Origin of the sequence: Lysobacter sp. KIS68-7, assembly GCF_021284745.1 — a bacterium.
Lineage (GTDB): Bacteria > Pseudomonadota > Gammaproteobacteria > Xanthomonadales > Xanthomonadaceae > Noviluteimonas.
On record NZ_CP089925.1, the window covers coordinates 2,529,513 to 2,551,205 of the forward strand.

The 21,693-nt window shown below is 67.0% G+C and carries 15 protein-coding genes; 2 read left to right on the forward strand and 13 right to left on the reverse strand.

From position 1 onward, the window contains the following. Positions 1–20 precede the first annotated feature (20 nt). The 11 genes from lysS to dapB form a co-directional block, all read right to left on the reverse strand. Positions 21–1,544, reverse strand: coding sequence for a lysine--tRNA ligase (lysS, locus tag LVB87_RS12375; protein WP_232900555.1), 1,524 nt, complete (start codon positions 1,542–1,544; stop codon positions 21–23). A gap of 14 nt (positions 1,545–1,558) precedes the next feature. Next, positions 1,559–2,687, reverse strand: a protein-coding gene (gene prfB, locus LVB87_RS12380; protein WP_232898260.1) for a peptide chain release factor 2 whose coding sequence is annotated in 2 segments (ribosomal slippage) — positions 1,559–2,611 and positions 2,613–2,687 — 1,128 coding nt in all. Because the reading frame shifts where the segments join, the coding sequence is not laid out codon by codon here. Positions 2,688–2,779: 92 nt separating this feature from the next. Continuing rightward, positions 2,780–3,064, reverse strand: coding sequence for an I78 family peptidase inhibitor (locus LVB87_RS12385; protein WP_232898261.1), 285 nt, complete (start codon positions 3,062–3,064; stop codon positions 2,780–2,782). A 57-nt stretch (positions 3,065–3,121) separates the two neighbouring features. Then, positions 3,122–6,013: a VIT domain-containing protein gene (locus LVB87_RS12390; RefSeq protein ID WP_232898262.1), complete on the reverse strand. Its 2,892-nt coding sequence runs from the start codon at positions 6,011–6,013 to the stop codon at positions 3,122–3,124. A 73-nt stretch (positions 6,014–6,086) separates the two neighbouring features. Then, positions 6,087–7,808: a single-stranded-DNA-specific exonuclease RecJ gene (gene recJ / locus LVB87_RS12395; protein WP_232898263.1), complete on the reverse strand. Its 1,722-nt coding sequence runs from the start codon at positions 7,806–7,808 to the stop codon at positions 6,087–6,089. Beyond that, positions 7,805–8,749, reverse strand: coding sequence for a phosphoglycerate mutase (locus LVB87_RS12400; protein ID WP_232898264.1), 945 nt, complete (start codon positions 8,747–8,749; stop codon positions 7,805–7,807). The genes recJ and LVB87_RS12400 overlap by 4 nt, the downstream gene beginning before the upstream one ends. A gap of 4 nt (positions 8,750–8,753) precedes the next feature. Beyond that, complete coding sequence (gene greA, locus LVB87_RS12405; RefSeq protein WP_232898265.1) at positions 8,754–9,239, reverse strand: transcription elongation factor GreA; 486 nt, start codon at positions 9,237–9,239, stop codon at positions 8,754–8,756. Then, positions 9,236–12,496, reverse strand: coding sequence for a carbamoyl-phosphate synthase large subunit (gene carB / locus LVB87_RS12410; RefSeq protein WP_232898266.1), 3,261 nt, complete (start codon positions 12,494–12,496; stop codon positions 9,236–9,238). Before carB ends, greA begins: the two co-directional genes overlap by 4 nt. Positions 12,497–12,510: 14 nt before the next feature. After that, positions 12,511–12,936: a hypothetical protein gene (locus tag LVB87_RS12415; RefSeq protein ID WP_232898267.1), complete on the reverse strand. Its 426-nt coding sequence runs from the start codon at positions 12,934–12,936 to the stop codon at positions 12,511–12,513. Continuing rightward, positions 12,933–14,075, reverse strand: coding sequence for a glutamine-hydrolyzing carbamoyl-phosphate synthase small subunit (carA, locus tag LVB87_RS12420; RefSeq protein ID WP_232898268.1), 1,143 nt, complete (start codon positions 14,073–14,075; stop codon positions 12,933–12,935). Before carA ends, LVB87_RS12415 begins: the two co-directional genes overlap by 4 nt. Positions 14,076–14,261: 186 nt before the next feature. Beyond that, positions 14,262–14,978: a 4-hydroxy-tetrahydrodipicolinate reductase gene (gene dapB, locus LVB87_RS12425; protein ID WP_232898269.1), complete on the reverse strand. Its 717-nt coding sequence runs from the start codon at positions 14,976–14,978 to the stop codon at positions 14,262–14,264. 203 nt (positions 14,979–15,181) lie between these two features. Here dapB and LVB87_RS12430 point away from each other — a divergent pair, with 203 nt between their 5' ends. Continuing rightward, entirely contained in the window at positions 15,182–16,702 is a 1,521-nt protein-coding gene (locus LVB87_RS12430) for a tyrosinase family protein (protein ID WP_232898270.1), read from the forward strand. Positions 16,703–16,971: 269 nt separating this feature from the next. After that, positions 16,972–18,474, forward strand: a complete 1,503-nt coding sequence (locus LVB87_RS12435) for a tyrosinase family protein (RefSeq protein ID WP_232898271.1) — start codon at positions 16,972–16,974, stop codon at positions 18,472–18,474. Positions 18,475–18,478: 4 nt separating this feature from the next. Here LVB87_RS12435 and dnaJ read toward each other — a convergent pair whose 3' ends face one another. After that, positions 18,479–19,606 carry a molecular chaperone DnaJ gene (gene dnaJ / locus LVB87_RS12440; RefSeq protein ID WP_232898272.1) on the reverse strand — a complete coding sequence of 376 codons (1,128 nt, stop codon included), beginning with the start codon at positions 19,604–19,606 and terminating at the stop codon, positions 18,479–18,481. A gap of 119 nt (positions 19,607–19,725) precedes the next feature. Next, the gene (dnaK, locus tag LVB87_RS12445; protein ID WP_232898273.1) at positions 19,726–21,639 is read right to left on the reverse strand and encodes a molecular chaperone DnaK; all 1,914 of its coding nucleotides are present in this window, start codon (positions 21,637–21,639) and stop codon (positions 19,726–19,728) included. Between the last annotated feature and the right edge of the window lie 54 nt (positions 21,640–21,693).

Sequence of the window (21,693 nt, forward strand, 5' to 3'; positions counted from 1 at the left end):
AGTCTCGACTCAGCGCCGATTTAGCCTGGGTGGGCTTCCGGGCGCATGTAGGGGAACAGCAGCACGTCGCGGATCGAGTCCGAGTCCGTCAGCAGCATCACCAGGCGGTCGATGCCCACGCCCAGGCCGCCGGTCGGCGGCAGGCCGACTTCGAGGGCGCGGATGTAGTCGGCGTCGTAGTGCATCGCCTCGTCGTCGCCGCCTTCCTTCGCCTCGACCTGCGCACGGAAGCGCGCGGCCTGGTCTTCGGGGTCGTTGAGCTCGGAGAAGCCGTTTGCCAGCTCCTTGCCGCCCACGAACAACTCGAAGCGATCGGTGATGCCCGGCTCGGTGTCCGACTCGCGCGCCAGCGGCGAGACTTCCACCGGATAGTGGGTGATGAAGGTCGGCTGCGTCAGGCCGGCCTCCACGGTGTGCTCGAAGATCGAGAGCAGCAGCTTGCCCCAGCCTTCGGTCTTCTTGACGTGGATGCCCAGGCGCGCGCAATGCGCGGCGAGCGCGTCGCGGTCGCGGCAGTCGGCCACGCTGATTTCAGGATTGAGCTCGCGCACCGCTTCTTCCAGGCGCCAGCGGCGGAAGCGCGGGCCGAGGTCGATCGCGTTGCCTTCCCAGGTCACGGCCGTCGTGCCGATCGCATCCTGCGCGGCGTGGCGGATCATGTCTTCGGTCAGGTCCATGACCTCGTCGTACGTGGCGTAGGCCTCGTACAGCTCGAGCATGGTGAATTCCGGGTTGTGCCGCGTGCTCACGCCTTCGTTGCGGAAGTTGCGGTTGATCTCGTACACGCGTTCGAAACCGCCGACCACCAGGCGCTTGAGGTACAGCTCCGGCGCCACGCGCAGGAACAGGTCCAGGCCCAGCGCGTTGTGGTGGGTGACGAAGGGCTTGGCGGTCGCGCCGCCGACGATGTAATGCATCATCGGCGTTTCCACTTCGAGGAAGCGGCGCGCGTCGAGCCAGCGGCGGATCGAGGCGATCACCTTCGAACGTTGGACGAAGACTTCGCGCGCTTCCGGCGTCACGATCAGATCGACGTAACGCTGGCGATAACGCTGCTCGACGTCGCTCAGGCCGTGCCACTTGTCCGGCAGCGGCCGCAGCGACTTGGTGAGCAGGCGCAGCGTGTCGGCCTTGATCGACAGCTCGCCGGTCTTGGTGCGCATCAGCGTGCCGGTGGCGGCAATGATGTCGCCGACGTCCCAGCCCTTGAACGCGTCGTAGGTTTCGCCCAGCGCCGTGGATTGCAGGAACAGCTGGATGCGTCCGGTGACGTCCTGGATCTGCGCAAACGCGGCCTTGCCCATCACGCGCTTGGCGAGCAGGCGGCCGGCGATGACGATGCGGCGGCCCGTGCCTTCCAGCGCTTCACCCGTCCACTTTTCTGCGTCGGCGTATTCGGCCTGCAGGTCGCCGGCGTGGTCTTCGCGGCGGAAGTCGTTGGGGAAGGCGATGCCCTGCGCGCGCAGCGCGGTCAGTTTCGCGCGTCGCTCGGCGATCAGGTGGTTTTCGTCGTGCTGCTGGGCAGTGCTGTCGTGTTCGGTCATGTTCGTCGTGTGCGTCATGCGGCGTCGCTGCGCTTGGAACCCGCTTCCAGGCCGGATTTCAGGCTCGCTTCGATGAATTCGTCGAGGTCGCCGTCCAGCACCTTCTGCGTGTCGCTGCGTTCGATGCCCGTGCGCAGGTCCTTGATGCGGCTCTGGTCCAGCACGTAGTTGCGGATCTGGCTGCCCCAGCCGATGTCGGACTTGGTGGCTTCCACCGCATCGCGTTCGGCGTTGCGCTTCTGGACTTCGAGTTCGTAAAGCTTCGCGGCCAGCATCTTCATCGCGCGGTCGCGGTTGGCGTGCTGGCTGCGTTCGGTTTGGCACGCAACGACGATGCCCGAAGGCACGTGCGTGATGCGCACCGCCGATTCGGTCTTGTTGACGTGCTGGCCGCCGGCGCCCGAGGAGCGATACACGTCTGTCTTCAGGTCGGCCGGATTGATGTCGATGTCGATCTCGTCGTCGACTTCCGGCGAAACGAACAGCGATGTGAACGAGGTATGGCGGCGGTTGTCCGAATCGAACGGCGACTTGCGCACGAGGCGGTGCACGCCCGTTTCGGTCTTCAGCCAGCCGTAGGCGTAATCGCCTTCCACGCGGAAGGTGGCGGACTTGATGCCCGCGACTTCACCGCCGGAGACTTCCAGCAATTCGGTCTTCCAGCCGCGCGATTCGGCCCAGCGCAGGTACATGCGCAGCAGGATTTCCGCCCAGTCCTGCGCCTCGGTGCCGCCGGCGCCGGCCTGGATGTCGACGAAGGCCGAATGCGAATCCATCTTGCCGGAGAACATGCGCTGGAATTCCAGCTGTTCGACGCGCTTGGCGTAGCGCTCGACGTCCGCGACGATCGCGTTCGCGGTGTCCTCGTCGTTTTCCATTTCGACGAGTTCGAGCAGCTCGTCCGCGCCGGCGAGGCCCTCGGTGAGCTCGCGGATGCCGTTGACGGTCTTGTCGAGCAACGAGCGTTCGCGGCCCAGGGCCTGCGCACGCGCGGAGTCGTTCCAGACGTCCGGGCTTTCTAGTTCGCGGTTGACTTCTTCCAGACGCTCTTTGCGGGCGTCGTAGTCAAAGATACCCCCTCAGCGCATCCAGCCGGCCCGTGAGGTCGGCGATGCGCTGGCGGACGGGATTGAGTTCGATCATGTGGCGCGGAATCGTGCAAATGCGTGGCCGCGCATGATAGCCGAGCGCGGCCCGATGCGCCGGAGCGGCCGGCGGAACGCAGGTTCAGCGGGTCACTCGCAGACCAGGCGGGTGATCGTGTTCTGCTTGTCCACGTAGATCGTGAGGCGATCGGTCTTCTTGTCCCGCTGGACCGCCTGCCCCGGGCTGATGATCCGCCACAGCCCGGCGCCGCTGTCGCGATAGAGCTTCTGGAAGTTGAGCTCGTTGGCCGGCTTGCCCACGGCCCACTGGAGCCCTTCGACGTTGCAGGTGGCCTTGGGCGCCTTCGGCGCGGCGGCCGCGCATCCGGCGCTGGCCAGGGCCAGGAACACAAACAGGGTGGTGCGCTTGTCCATCGCGTCCTCCGCGTCGCTCGGCCGACGACGCGGAGGATAGGACAGGCCCGTGAAGGCTCAGCGCACTTCGAACTCGCCGACCAGCACGGCCTCGTCACCACCGGCCAGGCGCAAGGTCACCGACTGGTCCTTCTGCCCCGCCCTGCCCCACCCCGTGCTGAGCATCAGCGTGAGCGTGGTCGCGCCGGTGACGATCTGCTGGCGGTCGCCGAAGTAATGCGCCTGCACCTTGTACTTGCCGGGCTTGGCATCGCGCAGCAGGAATTCCTCTGGGCCGTAGCCACCGGTGAAGTCGTCGGAGAGTAAGCCGCCCTGGTAGGTATTGCGATTGCCGTAGTAGCAGCGCTCGCCGTTCGGATCGGTCACCCACAGGTCCATGTCGCTGTTGTCGCTGTCCCAGGCGAGCACGGCGCGCAGGCCGACCGGCAGGTTGCGCAGCAGGCGCTTGTCGATGAAGGACGTGTCCAGCGGCGTGGGGCTGCGCGCGATGATCGCGTTGAGTTCGTTGAGCGCAACCAGTTCCACTTCGGCGAAGCGGCCCTCCCATTCGCGTGCGACCACTTCGTACAGGTGCTCGATCGCTTCCTGGCGCTGGCCGGCGGCGGCGAGTGCGAGGCCGAGGTCGCGGTGGCTTTGGGGTTCTTCGCCCGCGAGGGAGAGCACCGTGCGGAAGACCTGCACGGCGCGCGCGTTTTCCTTCGCCTGCATCAGGCGATAGCCGAGCACTCGCATGACGTGGCGATCCTCCAGTTGCATCTCGGCCAGGTTGGAGAGCACGCGCAGGCCCTCGGCGCGGCGGCCCTTGCGCAGCAACAGGTCGGCGACGTCGAGGTAGAAGGCGGTGCTATCGGCGTTGTCGTCGCGTATCTGGAGGTAGCGCGCATAGAGCTCCCCGGGTGCGGCGTCGCGGAGGCGGCGGGCATAGGGCGTGTCCGGGTTCCAGGGTTGCAGCGCGATGGTGGCCTGCGCGCTGGCGACATCCGGGGCTGCGACTTTCAAAAGCGCGACTTGCCCTCGCGCACGCTCCATCACCGGAGCTGCCGCAGGTGCGGGCGGAGGCGGCGGCATCATCATTTGCCTCATGGCGGGCGTGCCGGCGACTTCCCGCTCTTCCGCAGCATCGGCATCCAGGGTCGCGGCATCTGCGGCCGCCGCCGCTGCATCGGCAGCAGCGATCGCTTCTTCGCGCGTGCCCTGCTTCGCCACCGAGACCGGCGTGTTCTTCGGGTACTTCGTCTCCCACCACGCCACGCGTTGGGCGAACTCCGACGCCACGGCGTCGAGATGTGCGGCGCGGCGATGCCCCTGGTCGCTGACCTGTGCGGTGCGGATCCGATCCGCTTCGCCGCGCAGTTCCGCCGGCGGCGCAATGCCGTAACGCACGTAGTCGGCAGCGGCATCGAGCACGATCAGCGAGGTCCCCGCCGTCACGATGCCGAAGCGTTGCCCGAGTTCGGCGATGCGATCACGGTTGCGTTCCGGATCGCCGGACAGGACGGCGACGCGCCAACCTGCCCAAAGCTGCGCGACCTGCGGATGCAAGGTGTCATCGACGGGCAAGGCCACGTCCATCTCGCGCATCACGCCGTTGTCCGACAGGCGCACGCGCACGGACGCGTTCGGCCCGGACGCGCGCGCCGCGATGCGCAGCACGCCGTCGTCGATGAAACGCGACGGCACTTCGATGTCGGTCGCCTCACGCCCCTGCAGCGACACGATGCGGATGCCGTCCTGCAGCAAGGCCTTCGTTGCGGCATCCAGCCCCGCGCGGCCCTGCCAGGCGATCAGGCGCCCGTTGCGTTGCTGCGCGAGCGTCGCCAGCCGTGTCGCATCGGCGTCCGAACCCGCAGTGGAGATCGCATAGAGGCGCTGGTCCGCCGACAACGCGGGGAAGCGTGCATCGCCGTAGTCCTGCATGCCATCGCTCACCAGCAGGTATTCACCGATCTCCGCGCGCGGCTGCCAGTCGGCCAGGTTCGTCGCGCCGTCGTGCACTGCACGCGCCAGCACGTTGCGCAGCGCCGACCAATCGCCGCCGTGGATCGCGAAGACGCCGCCGTCGGTGCCGACGTCGCGCAGCAGGCGCAGCGTCACCCGCCCCTCGCCCATGGCCTTGAAGTAGCGATCCAGCAGCGCGAACTCCGCATCGCGGTCGCGCGTGCGCGCCGAGGCGGAGGCATCCCACAGCAGGCCGACCGAATGGGGCAAGGCGCGTGCATGGGGCGCGCTCGCATGCAGCGGCGTTTCGGCCAGGACATAGCGCGCGCCGTTGAACGCGGCGGTGTAATGCGCGGGGCCCTTCGCCAGCGGAAAGCGCAGTTCCAGCGGGCCGTCGGTTCGCGGTGCGCGGCGCGACAGCGGGCCATGTGCGTTCAACGCGACTTCGTCTGCACCCGCCAGCAGCTGCATCGGCAGTTCCATGACGCCGTCGCCCCCTTCGCTGCGCAGCGATTCGTCCACGATCATCCGCACGCGACGCTCGCCACGCGCGGGAATCGGATAGATGCGCAGTCGGAAGTGGTTGCCGGCCGTCCTTTCGAGCAGGGCCGGGTCCACGCGGCGCCGCTCGATGCTTTCGAACACGGCGCGCCCCTTGTCCTTCGGCACGGGCACGGCCTCGCGCAGGGCGCCGTTGAAATCGAGCGCGAAGCCAGTGACCTGCTGGCCCGCCGCCAAGGGGAATTCCAGGGTGCCTTCGAGTTGCCGTGCGTTCGGGTTGTGCAGCACCAGCGTGTAGGTCGTGCGCGCCAGGTGGCCGGCGACATCCACGTCGACCTGTGCCTGACGCAATCGGATCGGCTGCAGCGAGCGCGTGTCCTCGCCTCCGATCCGGATCAAGGGCGGCGCAGTGACGTGCTGCTTCGGGTTGGGCTGTCGCTGGGCGAATCCGCTTGGGGCGAGCGCGAGCGTCAGCGCGCAGACCGCGGCGGCAACGAGGATGCGTGGCATGCGATGTCCCCTTCAGTGGGCCGGTGTGCCCCTTGCAACGCGCGTCGCGCGGCAATGGGGTTGCGCCCCGGGGTCAATCGACCGCCATGTGCTCCACGATCAGCTGGATCGCATCGCCGCCGCGGTAGTCGTCCACCGACAGGCGATAGGCCAGATGCACGCGCGCCGGCGGCGGCGTGCCCGTCCATGCGCCGAAGTGGATGGCATCCAGGGGCGTCGCGCGGCCGGGTGTCCGCAGCGAGAGCTTGAGGTGACGCTGGCCGACGACGCGGTGCCCGACCACGTCGAACACGCCATCGAACAAGGGCTCGGGAAAGCCCTGCCCCCACGGCCCGCCGTCGCGCAGGCAATCGGCGTTGCGGCGATGGAACTCCTCGCCCTGCAGTTCGCCGTCGCTGAGCAGTTCCGATTGCAGGAACGCGGGATCGAGCATGCGTTCGACCTGCGCGTGCAGCGCTTCGGAGAAGGCGTCGAGCGAGGCGTGCGGCAGGCTCAGGCCCGCCGCCATGGCGTGGCCGCCGAAGCGCGGAATGAGCCCGGGGTGCATGGCATCCACGGCCGCCAGTGCGTCGCGGATGTGCAGCCCGGGGATCGAACGCGCGGACCCGCGCAAGGCATCGCTGCCCGGTTCCGCGGGTGCGAACGCAACGACAGGCCGATGCGCGCGATCCTTCATCCGCGAGGCCACCAGCCCCACGACGCCCGGATGCCATTGCGGATCGAACAGGCACAGCACCGTCGGCAGCGTGCCGTCGAGCGCTACGCGCGCAATCGCCACCTCCGCCTCGTCCGTCATCTGCTGCTGCACGCCTTTGCGCTCGGCGTTGATCGCATCCAGCGTGGACGCGAGCGCACGTGCTTCGGTCGCCTCCTCGCTGAGCAGGAGCGCGATGCCCACGCCCATGTCTTCGAGGCGACCGGCTGCGTTGATGCGCGGCGCGAGTGCATAACCGATGTCGGTGGCGGTGAGCGTACGCATGTCGCGACCGGAGGCTTCGACCAGGGCGCGCAGGCCCAGGCAGCCCTGCCCTGCGCGCAAGCGCCGCAGGCCGGCGCCGACCAGGGCGCGGTTGTTCGCGTCGAGCCAGACCAGGTCCGCCACCGTGCCGACGGCAACGAGGTCGAGCAGCGTCGACAGGTCCGGCTCGCCCGAGGCAAAGGCGCCCGCATCGCGCAAGCGTCGGCGCAAGGCGAGCAGCACGTAGAACATGACCCCCACGCCCGCGAGCGCCTTGCTCGGGAAATCGTCGCCGCGCAGGTTGGGATCGACGATCGCGTTCGCGTCGGGCAGCGTTTCGCCCGGCAGGTGGTGGTCCGTGACTAGCACCTGCCAACCGCGCGCACGCGCCGCGGCCACGCCTGCATGGCATGCGATGCCGTGGTCGACGGTCACCAGCAGGTCGGGTTGCAGCGCGGCGAGGTCGTCGACGAGACCCGGCGACAGGCCGTATCCGTGCACGGCGCGATTGGGCACCGCATGCGAGACGTGCTTGGCCCCCAGCATGCGCAGCCCGCGCACGCCGACCGCACACGCCGTCGCGCCATCGCAATCGAAATCCCCGACGACGACGATGTGCGCATCGCGTGCGATCGCATCGCTGAGCAAGGCCGTCGCCGCGTCCATCCCGCCCATCGCATCGGGCGAATGCAGGCGCGCCAGGCGCGGTTGTGCGTCGTCATAACTGGAAGCACCGCGCATCGCATACAGGCGACGCAGCAACATCGGCACGTGTTCCGGCCAATCGCCGCCGGGCACCACCGGCGTGCGACGCACGATGCGACGTTGCAGCGTCATGCGTCGAAGGCGCCGTGCGGCTTGCGCCAGAAGCGCCAGCGTTGCGGACGCAACAGCGTCCAGTCGGTGCCGTCTTCACAATCCACGTGCACCGAGGCCAGTACGCCGTCGCGCACGGCATCGAATGCTGGATCGAGCCAGAGATCGCACAACTGTCGCAGGTCGCGCATCTCGCGCAGGTCGAACAGGCCTGTACCCGCAAACCGCGTCGGCAGATCCTCGCCGTGCGAGCCCGCGACCTGCGCCAGCGCACGCACGGTGATCTCGTTCGAATGCACGATCGCGTGGTTCGTCGTTACGTGGTCCGGCAGCACGCCGCCACCCCAGAACCACAACGAGTTCACGGGCGGCTTGCCGGCGGCCATGCGCTCGGCATTCATCGGATGCTGGTGCAGCAGCACCTGGGCTTCGCTCAGCAAGGCGCGCCAGCGACGGCCTTCGGGGCCGTCCGGCAGATGCTCGAACAGGTCCCCGCCCAGCGCTTCGGACGGTGCCGTCATCGGCGCGATCTTCGCCTCGCGCGGCAGCCGCAGGTACCAACGCGCGGGGCGCGGCGCATCGATCGGCATCCCCGCATCCCCGAAGGTCGGACGCAAGGCCGCGATGAAGGCTTCGGCTTCCACGACGTCCAATTGCAGTGCATCGCCGCTGGCGAGCAGCCGCGCACCATTGATGTCGGGCCGCACGTACGCAGGATCCGCGCGCAACCACGTGGACAGCGGCGCATCGTCCGCATCGAACGCACGCGTGAGTGCCGCGACGGGCCAACCGCGCGGCAGCATGTCGAAATGGCGTTCCAACTGCGCGCGCTCGCCGGCTTCACGCGCCTGGCGATCCGCGCGCCCGAGCGGCCTGGCGACTTCCGGCGTCAGCGCCTGTGCACCGAAACGCGCGCGTGCCGGCAGCAGCAGGGTCGCAGACGCCGTCGTCGGCGCGGCCACGGCCTCAGCCCTCGTAGGAGACCGCGACGATTTCGTACTCGCGCTGGCCCGCGGGCGCGTCGATGGTGATCGTGTCGCCCTCGTGCTTGCCGATCAGCGCACGCGCCACCGGCGAGGAAATCGCGATCATCCCCTGTTTGATGTCCGCTTCCAGGTCGCCGACGATCTGGTAGCGCTTCTCTTCGCCGCTGTCGGCATCGGCCAGCTCGACCGTCGCGCCGAACACCACGCGCGAACCGGCGTTGAGACCGGACACGTCGATCACCTGCGCGTGCGAGAGCTCCGCTTCCAGCTGCTTGATGCGGCCTTCGATGAAGCCCTGCTGTTCGCGCGCGGCGTGGTACTCCGCGTTTTCCTTCAGGTCGCCGTGCGCGCGGGCCTCGGCGATCGCATGGATCACCGCCGGCCGCTTCACCGACTTCAGTTCTTCCAGCTCGGCGCGCAGGCGCTGCGCGCCTTTCGCCGTCATAGGTGCCCGCGTGGTGCTCATGCCAGCGTCGAATCCTTCTGCGTCAATTCCTGGTGCAGCGCCTGCAGTGCATTCACGTCGCCGCGGCCGCGATGGTCCAGCGAAGTGAGCAGCGCACGCGCGCCCGCGATGGTGGTGGAGTACGTGACGCGTTGCTGCAAGGCTTCGCGCCGGATCGAGAACGAGTCGGCGATCGCCTGCTTGCCCTCGGTCGTGTTGACGATATACACGATCTCGCCGTTCTTGATCAGGTCGACGATGTGCGGACGGCCTTCGATCACTTTGTTGATGCGGTCGCAATCAAGCCCGTTGGCGCGCAGGTAATCGGCCGTACCGCCGGTGGCCACGAGGCCATAGCCGCGCTTGGCCAGGTCCTGCGCAACACCGAGCACGCGGCGCTTGTCCGGATCGCGGACGGAAATGAAGGCCTTGCCGATCGGCGGCGCCTTGATGCCGCCGGCTTCCTGCGCGCGCGCGAACGCGGCGCCGAAACTGCGGCCCACGCCCATCACCTCGCCCGTCGAACGCATTTCCGGGCCGAGGATCGGATCGACGTTCTGGAACTTGGCGAAGGGGAAGATGGCTTCCTTCACCGAGAAGTAGCCCGGCACGATTTCCTTCGTCGCGCCCTGCTCGGCCAGCGTCTTGCCCGCCATGCAGCGCGCCGCGATCTTCGCCAGCGGCATGCCGGTGGCCTTCGACACGAAGGGCACGGTGCGCGAGGCGCGCGGGTTCACTTCGAGCAGGTAGATCGTGTCTTCGCCTTCCTCGTCCTGCTGGATGGCGAACTGCGTGTTCATCAGGCCGACGACGTTGAGCGCGCGCGCCAGTGCGACGACCTGTTCGCGCAGGCGGTCCTGCGTCTTCTTCGACAGCGAGTACGGCGGCAGCGAGCACGAAGAGTCGCCCGAATGCACGCCCGCTTCCTCGATGTGCTCCATCACGCCACCGATCAGCACCGCGCCGGTGTGGTCGGCGATGATGTCGACGTCGACTTCCACCGCGTTGTCCAGGAAGCGATCCAGCAGCACCGGCGAATCGTTGGACACCTTCACCGCGTCGCGGATGTAGCGCGACAGGTCGGCGTCGGCGTACACGATCTCCATCGCGCGGCCGCCCAGCACGTAGCTCGGGCGCACGACCAGCGGATAACCGATCCGGTGCGCGATCGCGAGGGCTTCCTCGGCCGTGCGCGCGGTGCCGTTCGGCGGCTGCAGCAGGCCGAGCTTCTCGACGAGCTTCTGGAAGCGCTCGCGGTCTTCGGCCAGGTCGATCGAATCCGGCGAGGTGCCGATCACCGGCACGCCGTTGGCTTCCAGCGCCTGCGCGAGCTTGAGCGGCGTCTGGCCGCCGTACTGCACGATCACGCCCTTGGGCTGTTCGAGTTCGACGATCTCCAGCACGTCTTCGAGCGTGAGCGGCTCGAAGTACAGGCGATCGGAGGTGTCGTAGTCGGTGGAGACCGTCTCGGGGTTGCAGTTGACCATGATGGTTTCGAAACCATCCTCGCGCAGCGCGAGTGCCGCGTGCACGCAGCAGTAGTCGAACTCGATGCCCTGGCCGATGCGGTTGGGGCCGCCGCCGAGCACGATGATCTTGTTGCGGTTGGTCGGCGCGGCTTCGCATTCGTCCTCGTAGGTCGAATACAGGTAGGCCGTGCTGGTCGCGAACTCCGCGGCGCAGGAGTCCACGCGCTTGTACACCGGGCGCACGCCGAAGGCCTTGCGCAGCGCACGCACGGCCGATTCATTGGTCTTCACCAGCTGCGCGATGCGGGCATCGGAGAAGCCCTTGCGCTTGAGTTGGCGGAGGCTGCGCGCATCGAGCGCGTCGAGACCCGCCGCGGCGACGTCCTTTTCGATCGCGATGAGTTCTTCGATCTGGTCGAGGAACCACGGATCGACGAAGGACAGCGCGTGCACGTCTTCGACCGACATGCCGGCGCGGAACGCATCGCCCAGGTGGAACATGCGCTCCGGTCCCGGCTCTTTGAGTTCGCGACGCAGCTGCGCCATGCCGTCGTCACTGGCGAGATCCAGGCCGGTGGGATCGAGCCCGACCTTGCCGGTTTCCAATCCACGCAACGCCTTCTGCAGCGATTCCTGGAAGCTGCGGCCGATGGCCATCACCTCGCCCACCGACTTCATCTGCGTCGTCAGGCGCGCGTCGGCAGCCGGGAACTTCTCGAACGCGAAGCGCGGGATCTTGGTGACGACGTAGTCGATGGTCGGTTCAAACGAGGCCGGCGTCTTGCCGCCCGTGATCTCGTTGCGCAACTCATCCAGCGTGTAACCGACGGCGAGCTTGGCCGCGACCTTGGCGATCGGGAAGCCGGTGGCCTTCGAGGCGAGCGCGGAGGAACGCGACACGCGCGGATTCATTTCGATCACCACCACGCGGCCGGTCTGCGCGTTGATGCCGAACTGCACGTTCGAACCGCCGGTGTCCACGCCGATCTTGCGCAGCACGGCCACGGAGGCGTCGCGCAGGCGCTGGTATTCCTTGTCGGTGAGCGTCTGCGCCGGCGCGACGGTGATCGAGTCGCCCGTGTGCACGCCCATCGCATCGAGGTTTTCGATCGAGCAGACGATGATGCAATTGTCCGCCTTGTCGCGGACCACTTCCATTTCGAATTCCTTCCAGCCCAGCACCGATTCCTCGACGAGGATTTCGTGCACCGGCGAGAGTTCCAGACCGCGCTTGGCGATCTCTTCGAACTCTTCCTTGTTGTAGGCGATGCCGCCGCCGGTGCCGCCGAGCGTGAAGGACGGACGGATGATGGTCGGGTAGCCCACGGTCGTCTGGATGGCGACGGCCTGGTCGAAGGTCCGGGCGACTGCGGCCTTCGGGCATTCCAGCCCGATTTCCGACATCGCCACGCGGAACAGTTCGCGGTCCTCGGCCATGCGGATGGCGTCGCGCGAGGCGCCGATGAGCTCGACGTTGTATTTCTCGAGCACGCCGTTGTCGGCCAGGTCCAGCGCGCAATTCAGCGCAGTCTGGCCGCCCATCGTCGGCAGCAGCGCGTCGGGCTTTTCCTTGGCGATGATCTTCTCGACCGTCTGCCAGTTGATCGGCTCGATGTAGACCGCGTCCGCCATTTCCGGGTCGGTCATGATCGTCGCCGGATTGGAATTCACCAGCACGACGCGATAGCCCTCGTCGCGCAGCGCCTTGCACGCCTGCGCGCCGGAGTAGTCGAACTCGCAGGCCTGGCCGATGACGATCGGGCCGGCGCCGATGATGAGGATGGTCTTGAGGTCGGTTCTCTTGGGCATGCTCGATAAGCCTTTCAGTACATGCGATCCCGCCACCACGATTGCGGCAGCCAGGTGATCTGGTCGGTGCTGGTCGCGTCGACGGTGCCGGACTGGACCGCGTGCAGGACCTTGCCCTGCATGTCGTTCCAGCTCGTGGCCGTCGCGCCGATCTGCGCACCGATGCGGTTGTTGTGTGCGTCCATCGCGCGCATGGGGTTGCCCTGTCCGTCGTCTTCCATCACGGACGTGACGAGGGCCACCAGGCGCGGCGACGTCGTGTAAGCGACGGTCGCACTTGCGAGCGAATGGCGATATGCGTCCGACGGGCCGTTGCGCCCGCCGGGGAAATCCATGCGGAACCAGTGGGCGTAGACCGTGCCGAGCACGAACGCCGGATACGCCGCGAGCACGAGGAAGGCAGCGGCGATCAGGCGCAGGCGACGACCCGGACGCTTCACTTCGCGCGCGCCTCCATGGCCTGGATGAACCGGTCGAACAGCGGCGCGACGTCGTGCGGGCCGGGGCTCGCTTCCGGATGGCCCTGGAAGGAGAACGCCGGTGCGTCGGTGAGCGCGATGCCCTGGTTCGAACCGTCGAACAGCGAGCGATGGGTCACGCGCGCATTCTTCGGCAGCGTCGCTTCGTCGACGGCGAAGCCATGGTTCTGTGAAGTGATCATCACGCGGCCGGTGTCGAGGTCGATGACCGGGTGGTTCGCGCCGTGGTGGCCGAACTTCATCTTCTGCGTCTGCGCGCCGACGGCCAGGCCGAGCAACTGGTGGCCCAGGCAGATGCCGTAGGTCGGCAATTTCTTGTCGACGAAGGTCTTGATCGCTTCGATGGCGTAGTCGCACGGCGCCGGGTCGCCCGGGCCGTTGGAGAGGAACACGCCGTCGGGGTTCATCGCGAGCACCTGCTCGGCGGGCGTCTGCGCCGGCACGACGGTCACGTCGCAGCCGCGCTCGGCGAGCATGCGCAGGATGTTCTGCTTCACGCCGAAGTCGTAGGCGACGACCTTGAACTTCGCAGGCGTCTCGACGAACACGTTGCTGTCCAGGTCGAGTTGCCCTTCCCGCCAGCCGTAGGCCGTGCGCGTGGTGACTTCCTTGGCCAGGTCCATGCCCTTCAGGCCGGGGAACTTGCGCGCGGCTTCGATCGCCTTGTCGGCGTCGAGGACTTCACCGGGCGTGGCGGCGGCGACCAGCGCACCGTTCATGGCCCCGCGGTCGCGGAGCAAACGGGTGAGCTTGCGGGTGTCGATGTCGGCGATGGCCACCACGCCGCGCTGGCGCATCCATTCCGGCAGCGCCTGCTGGTTGCGCCAGTTGCTCGGGCGACGCGGGACGTCGCGCACGATCAGGCCGGCGGCCCAGACCTGGCGGGCCTCGTCGTCCTGCTCGGTGCAGCCGGTGTTGCCGATGTGGGGATAGGTCAGCGTGACGAGCTGTCGCGCGTAGGAAGGATCCGTGAGGATTTCCTGGTAACCGGTCATGGCGGTGTTGAACACCACTTCGCCGACCGAAAGGCCGGGCGCGCCGACGGAAACGCCCTCGAAGATCGTGCCGTCTTCGAGTGCGAGGAGTGCAGGTAAGGTCACGGAACGTCGCCTTTGCTTGGGGGGATGCCCCTGGCTGGCAGGCCGGCGTCCGTCCGGACGCAGGTTGCAGCGAAGCGCGGACGCGGCGTTGGTTCCGGTCCGTGCTGGCAGTGGGCAGGCGAGCCGGGATTGTACCGATCCGAGGCCGGATTACCAAACGATTCCGGATGTTAGGCCGCGGTCGGGCTAGCCGAGGACGTCGGCGATCCGGTAGCGCCCCGGCGCCTGCCGGGCCAGCCAGGCGGCGGCGTGCAGCGCGCCCCGGGCGAAGATGTCGCGGTTGGTCGCGCGATGCACCAGCTCGATGCGCTCGCCGAGCGTGGCGAACTGCACGGTGTGCTCGCCCACGATGTCGCCGGCGCGGATGGCGGCGAAGCGCGCCTGCGCCCCGCCCCGCGCGGCCGCCTCGCCCAGGGTGAGCGCGGTGCCGGAAGGCGCGTCGAGCTTGCGCGTGTGGTGCTGTTCGACGATGTCGCAATCCCAGCCCGGCAATGCACGCGCCGCACGCTCGACCAGGTCGACGAGCACCGCGACGCCGAGGCTGAAGTTCGATGCCCACAACACGGGAATCCGCGCGGACGCCGCATCGAGCGCGGTGATCTGTTCCGCCGACAGGCCGGTCGTTCCGCTCACCAGCGGACGGCCGTGCGCGATGCAGTACGCAAGCAGCGGATCGAAGGCTTCCGGCAGGCTGAAATCGATGATGGCATCGCACTCGGGCAAGCCGCCGAGCTCGCTCGACGCGAACTGCGGCACGCCATCGATCACGCGTTGGCCGACTTTGCGCGAAATCGCACCGACCACCTGCGTCAGTTCCTGACGTTCTGCGGCAATGCGCAGCAGCGCTTGCCCCATGCGACCGGAAGCACCGTGGATGAGCAAACGCGTCGTCGTGGTCGTCATGTGCGTGTGCGTTGCGCGTGCAGCGAAGAGCCAAAGGCTAGCCGAACGCGCGTGTTCGCGCCAATTCACGAAAATCAGCGTGCGCTTCACGGGTTACACCGTTGGAGCTAACACGCACGCCACTCGTCTAACCGCATCAACGAGTTGACCGGGTTGTCACGGAATTCGCGCTTTCGTGGAAGTAGTCGCAGGAGAACCTCCCCATGTCGTCGCTTTCCCGCCGCACTTTCCTCCAGGGCACCGCCGCACTTCCGCTTTCCGTCTGGCTGTCGCGTTACGCCTTCGCCCAGTCCGCTCCGCTCGTGCGTTACGACATCGCCTCGCCGCAAGGCGCCGACATGCTCGCCACGTACGCCAACGCGATGCGCGCGATGTTGCTGCGTCCCGAAACCGATCCGCTGTCGTGGCTGTGGCAGTGGTACACGCACTTCGTCAACGGCTCTACCACGAAGGCCGCGGAGATCACGCGCATCTGGGCCGGCGCCACCACGCCGCAAAGCTCGCTCGCCAACGAGATGTGGAATACCTGCCAGTCGCACTCCGGGCAGAACACCAACCACTTCCTCCCCTGGCACCGCATGTTCGTGTTCTTCTTCGAACAGATCATCCGCGAAGTCAGTGGACGCGCGGACTTCACCCTGCCGTACTGGGATTACACGTCCACCGATCCGCTCAAGCGCGGCATCCTGCCGATCCAGTTCCGTTCGCCGAACGATCCGGTGTTCGGCGTGCTGTATCGCAGCGATCGCACCTCGCTCGCCAACACCGGCCAGCGCATCGACAAGGCGCAGCCGACCGACCAGATGGACATCAGCGCCACGATGGCGACCGCGTCCTACACCACGGTCGGCACGGTCCTGGGGTTCTGCCGCTCGATCGATGCCAACATCCACGGCCGCATCCACGTGCTGGTCGGCACGGCGAAGAACATGGGCGCGGTGCCCTACGCCGCACGCGATCCGTTGTTCTGGGTACACCACTCCACCATCGACCGCCTTTGGGCCAGCTGGAACGCCAACGGTGGTGCGAATCCCACGACCGGCACGTGGTTGAACACGCCGTTCGTGTTCGCCGATCGCACCGGCACGCGCGTGTCCGGCAAGCTCAAGGACTTCTTCGATACGCTCGCGCTGGGCTACCAGTACGACAGCCTGTGGCTGCCGCCGCCCCCGCCGCCGCCGCCGCAACAGCAGCAACCGACGCCGAAGAAGAAGAGCATCGCCGCGCAGGTCGCTGCGCTGATGGTCTCCAAACCGGAACGCGTGGCCGCCTCGTCGGCGATGGCCTCGCTGGGTGCGAGCGCCACCACCTTGCCGGTGCGTCGCATCGCCACCGCCAAGCAGACCAGCGCCGTGCTGGGCCTGGCGCCTGCGACCTCGACGCAGCGCACCTACCTGGTCGTGAAGAACCTGCACACATGGAAGCAGCCGGAAGTGCTGTACCACGTGTACCTCACGCCGAACAAAGGCGCGATCAACCGCAACACCTACGTTGGTGCGATCCAGTTCTTCGATGCCGAATTCCACGACCACGGCACCGGCCATGGCATGGATGAAGCGCTGGGCGAGAACTTCTTCAGCTTCGACGTCACCGACCTGCTGCGCCGCTACGAACGCAGTGGTGCGGTGCAGCGCGATTCGCTCAACGTCACGTTCGTCCCGGGCGGCAAGCCGCGCGCAGATGCCGGCAGCATGGTCGCCACGGTCGAACTGGTGCGCCAGTAAGGAAGCAGTCAGACAACGGAACGGTCAGGGAAAAAGTGCGGATGGAACCGCACGCGCCGCGCGCCGACCAGGCGCGCGGCGTCCCGGGGGGAGTGGATGAACAGGGGCGTGGCAAATTTTTCCGCGTGTGCGTTGACCCTCTCGTCACCGCTGTCCTTGCGATGCTTTCGTCGCACGCTGCTGAGTGATCGCAGCATTCCCACGCAACACGAGTACAGCCACATCGCATGCGGTGTCGGTCGTTTGCACAGCATGCCCGGAGGTTCGACGTGAACGAGATCACCCGCCGCCATGTCCTGAAAGGACTCCTCGCGACTCCCGTGGTCTATTCGTTCTCACGGCCCGCCTTCGCCGCCACTGCGCTGCGCTGCGACCTCGCCAGCCCGGGCGGACAGGAGATGCTCGCCATCTACGCCGATGCGATCCGCGCCATGCAGCAATTGGGCGCCGAGGATCCGCGAAGCTGGATGTGGTGGTGGTACACGCACTTCGTCGACGGTGCGACCACCAAGGACGCGGAGCTCACGCGCGTGTTCGGTGCCGACACGACCTCGCCGACGCGCCTGCTCGCCAACGACTGCTGGAACACCTGCCAATCCCATGCCGGGCAGAACAGCAACCACTTCCTGCCCTGGCATCGGATGTACACGTACTACATCGAGCGCGTGGTCCGCGCGGTCACGGGCCGCACCGACTTCGCGATGCCCTACTGGAACTACACGAGCAGCGATCCCGCCTACCGCGGCGTGGTGCCCCTGCAATTCCGCACGCCCGACGATCCGGTGTTCGGCGTGCTGTATCGCGCCAATCGCGGCACGCTGGCCAACACGGGCCAGCCGATCCACAAGAACCAGGTCGGCGATGCGATGAGCATCGACGATGCGATGGCGAAGACGGCCTACAACACCGTCGGTTCCGAGATGGGCTTCTGCCGCACGATCGACTCGGGCATCCACGGCCGCATCCACACGCTGACGGGCAACACGCGCGGCATGGGCGCGGTGCCTTACGCCGGCAACGATCCGCTGTTCTTCGTGCACCACGCCAACATCGACCGCATGTGGGCGAGCTGGAACAAGAACGGCAACAAGAATCCGACCGATGCGGTCGCGTATCCGTGGATCAACACGGCGTTCGTGATGGCCGATTCCAACGGCACGCGCGTGTCGCGCCAGATCAAGACGCTCTACAGCGCGTTGTCATTGGGCTACGACTACGACGCGTTCTTCCCGAAGCCGCCGGTGACGCCGCCGGCCGGCACCACCCCAGCGGCGAAGAGCCTCGCATCGCTTGCGGCCACGTCGACCAAGGTCGCGTCCACCAATGCCATGGCCGACCTCGCCGCGGGCGCCACGACGGTGAAGTTGGTGCGCGAATCCACGGCGAAAGCGACGAACGTGCTCGGCCTGGATACGGACGGCCGCCGCTCGCTGCTCGTGCTGCGCAAGCTGCACACCTGGAAGCAGCCGGGCGTGCTGTACCACGTCTACCTGTGCGCGACACCGAACGCGCCGCTGGATGCCGCGAGCTACGTCGGCAACATCAACTTCTTCGACGCCGAGTTCCACGACCACGGCGGCGGCAGCAAGCTCGACACCGCGCTGGGCGAGAACTTCTACAGTTTCGACGTCACCGCGCACCTGCAGAACATCGCCAGGAAGCCGGTGGGCGTGGGCGCGCAGGATGCGTTGTTCGTGCGGATCGTTCCGGGCGGCACCCCGATGAAGGATGCCGGCCCGATGGTGGCGCAGATCGATCTGGTGAGGCAGTAAACCCTCAGCTCGTCATCCGATCCCAGAAGCCCTTCACGCCATCCAGGAAGGTACTCGCCTTGGGCGAATGACGGCGTGCGCCCTCGCCCACGAACGTCCCTTCGAACTTCTCGAGCAACTCGCGCTGTTCGGCCGTCAGGTTGACCGGCGTTTCCACGAACACCTTGCAGTACAGGTCGCCCGGCGCGCGGCTGCGCACGGAACGCACGCCGCGGTCACGCACGCGGAACACCTTGCCGCTCTGCGTTTCGGCGGGGACGCGCAGTTCGATCTCGCCACCCAGGGTGGGCACGCGAATCGTGTCGCCCAGCGCCGCCTGCGAAATGCGCACGGGCACTTCGCAATGCAGGTCGTCGCCGTCGCGTTCGAAGATCTCGTGCTGGCGCACGCGCACTTCGACGAACAGGTCGCCCGGTGGCGTGCCCGGCGGACCGGCTTCGCCTTCGCCCTGCAGGCGCACGCGGTCGCCGTTGTCGACGCCCGCGGGAATCTTGACCGACAGGACCTTCTCTTCTTCCAGCCTGCCCTGCCCCATGCACGGCTTGCACGGGTTCTTGATGATCTTGCCGCGACCGGCGCAATGCGGGCAGGTCTGCTGCATCTGGAAGATGCCGCGCTGCATGCGCACCTGCCCGTGGCCATGGCAGGTCTCGCACTTGTCCATCTGCCCGTCTTCGGAACCGCTGCCGTTGCAGTGCTGGCAGGAGACGAGCGTGGGGATCTCGATGCGCTTGTCGATGCCGGCGACGGCTTCCTCGAGGTCCAGCTCCATCACGTAGCCGATGTCGGCGCCGCGACGCGGGCCGCCACGTGCACCACCACCGAAGATGTTGCCGAAGATGTCGCCGAAGATGTCGCCCATGTCGGCGTAGCCGGGGCCACCGCCGCCACCGCCCATGCCGCCGTGCTCGAACGCGGCGTGGCCGTGCTGGTCGTACACGCGGCGCTTGGCCGGATCGGAGAGGACTTCGTAGGCCTCCTTGCACTCCTTGAACGCGGCTTCCGCGGCGTGGTCGCCGGGATTGCGATCGGGGTGGTGCTTCATCGCGCAACGGCGATAGGCCTTCTTCAGGTCATCGTCGCTGGCGTTGCGTTCCACGCCGAGGGCTTCGTAGTAATCGCGTTTGCTCATGGAGCCGGAGGTTTCGTCAAAGGGGCGGGAGTTTAAAAGAAGGGGCCCGGACCGGTGCGGCGTGGTGTCGCCATTCCGGGATCCGAGCCCCGATCCTCATATCGAAGGCGGGCCGTGCCTTACTTCTTGTCGTCCTTGACTTCGGTGAACTCCGCGTCGACGACATCCTCGCCGCGCGGCGCACCACCTTGCGGGCCGGCGTCGCCGCCGCCCTGGCCACCCGAAGCGGCCGCCGCGAGCGTCTGCGCCACTTCTTCCAGCGCCCGCGTCTTGGCTTCGATCTGGCCCTTGTCGTCGCCCTTCATCGCGGTCTCGAGATCCGCCAGCGCACCTTCGACACGACCGATCACATCGCCCGGCACCTTGCTGCCGTGCTCGGTGATCGCAGAGCGCACCGAATGGATCAACGCGTCGGCATTGTTGCGGGCCTGCACCAGCTCATGGAACTTCTTGTCCTCCTCGCGATGCGATTCGGCGTCCTGCACCATCCGCTGGATCTCTTCGTCCGACAGGCCCGAGCCGGCCTTGATCTCGACCTTCTGCTCCTTGCCCGTCTTCTTGTCCTTGGCATTCACATGAAGAATGCCGTTGGCGTCGATGTCGAAGGAGACTTCGATCTGCGGCATGCCGCGCGGCGCGGCGTCGATGCCGGCCAGGTCGAAGCGCGCCAGCGACTTGTTGAAGCGCGCCTGTTCGCGTTCGCCCTGCAGCACGTGCACCGTCACCGCGGACTGGTTGTCGTCCGCCGTCGAGAACACCTGCGAGGCCTTGGTGGGGATGGTCGTGTTCTTCTCGATGATCTTGGTGAACACGCCGCCCAGGGTTTCGATACCCAGGCTGAGCGGGGTCACGTCGAGCAGCAGCACGTCCTTGACGTCGCCTGCGAGCACGCCGCCCTGGATCGCCGCGCCAACGGCGACCGCTTCATCCGGGTTGACGTCCTTGCGCGGTTCCTTGCCGAAGAACTCGCCCACCGCCTGCTGCACCTTCGGCATGCGGGTCTGGCCGCCGACGAGGATGACTTCGCTGATCTCGCTGGCGCGCAGGCCGGCGTCGTTCAGCGCGATGCGGCACGGTTCGATGGTCTTCTTGACGAGGTCATCGACCAGCGCTTCGAGCTTGGCACGCGTGAGCTTGATGTTCAGGTGCTTCGGGCCCGAGGCATCCGCCGTGACGTACGGCAGGTTCACTTCGGTCTGCTGCGCCGAGGAGAGTTCGATCTTCGCGCGCTCGGCGGCATCCTTCAGGCGCTGCAGCGCGAGCGGATCCTTGCGCAGGTCGATGCCCTGGTCCTTGAGGAACTCCTCGACGAGGTAATCGATGACGCGCTTGTCGAAGTCTTCGCCGCCGAGGAAGGTGTCGCCGTTGGTCGAAAGCACTTCGACCTGCATTTCACCGTCCACCGAGGCGATCTCGATGATCGACACGTCGAACGTGCCGCCGCCGAGGTCGTACACGGCCACCTTGCGGTCGCCGCCCTTCTTGTCCATGCCGTAGGCCAGCGCGGCCGCGGTGGGCTCGTTGATGATGCGCTTGACGTCCAGGCCCGCGATGCGGCCGGCGTCCTTGGTGGCCTGGCGCTGGCTGTCGTTGAAGTACGCCGGCACCGTGATCACCGCTTCGGTGACCGTCTCGCCGAGATAGGCCTCGGCCGTCTTCTTCATCTTCTCCAGCACGCGCGCGGAGATCTCCTGCGAGGCCAGGCGCTTGCCGTCGGCGGTCGCGACCCACGCATCGCCGTTTTCATGTTCGACGATCGAATACGGCACCAGGCCGATGTCCTTCTGCACCTCGGCGTCCTTGAACTTGCGGCCGATCAGGCGCTTCACCGCGAAGAACGTGTTCTTCGGGTTGGTGACCGCCTGGCGCTTGGCCGAGGCACCCACGAGGACTTCGCCGTCCTTGGAATACGCAACGACGGACGGCGTGGTGCGATCGCCTTCGCTGTTCTCGATGACGCGCGCCTTGCCGCCTTCCATGATCGCCACGCACGAGTTGGTCGTGCCCAGGTCGATGCCGATGATCTTGCCCATGTCCTAGCTCCCTCAATCAATTTCGAATGTCGTTGGCGGTGTTCCGCCGGAATG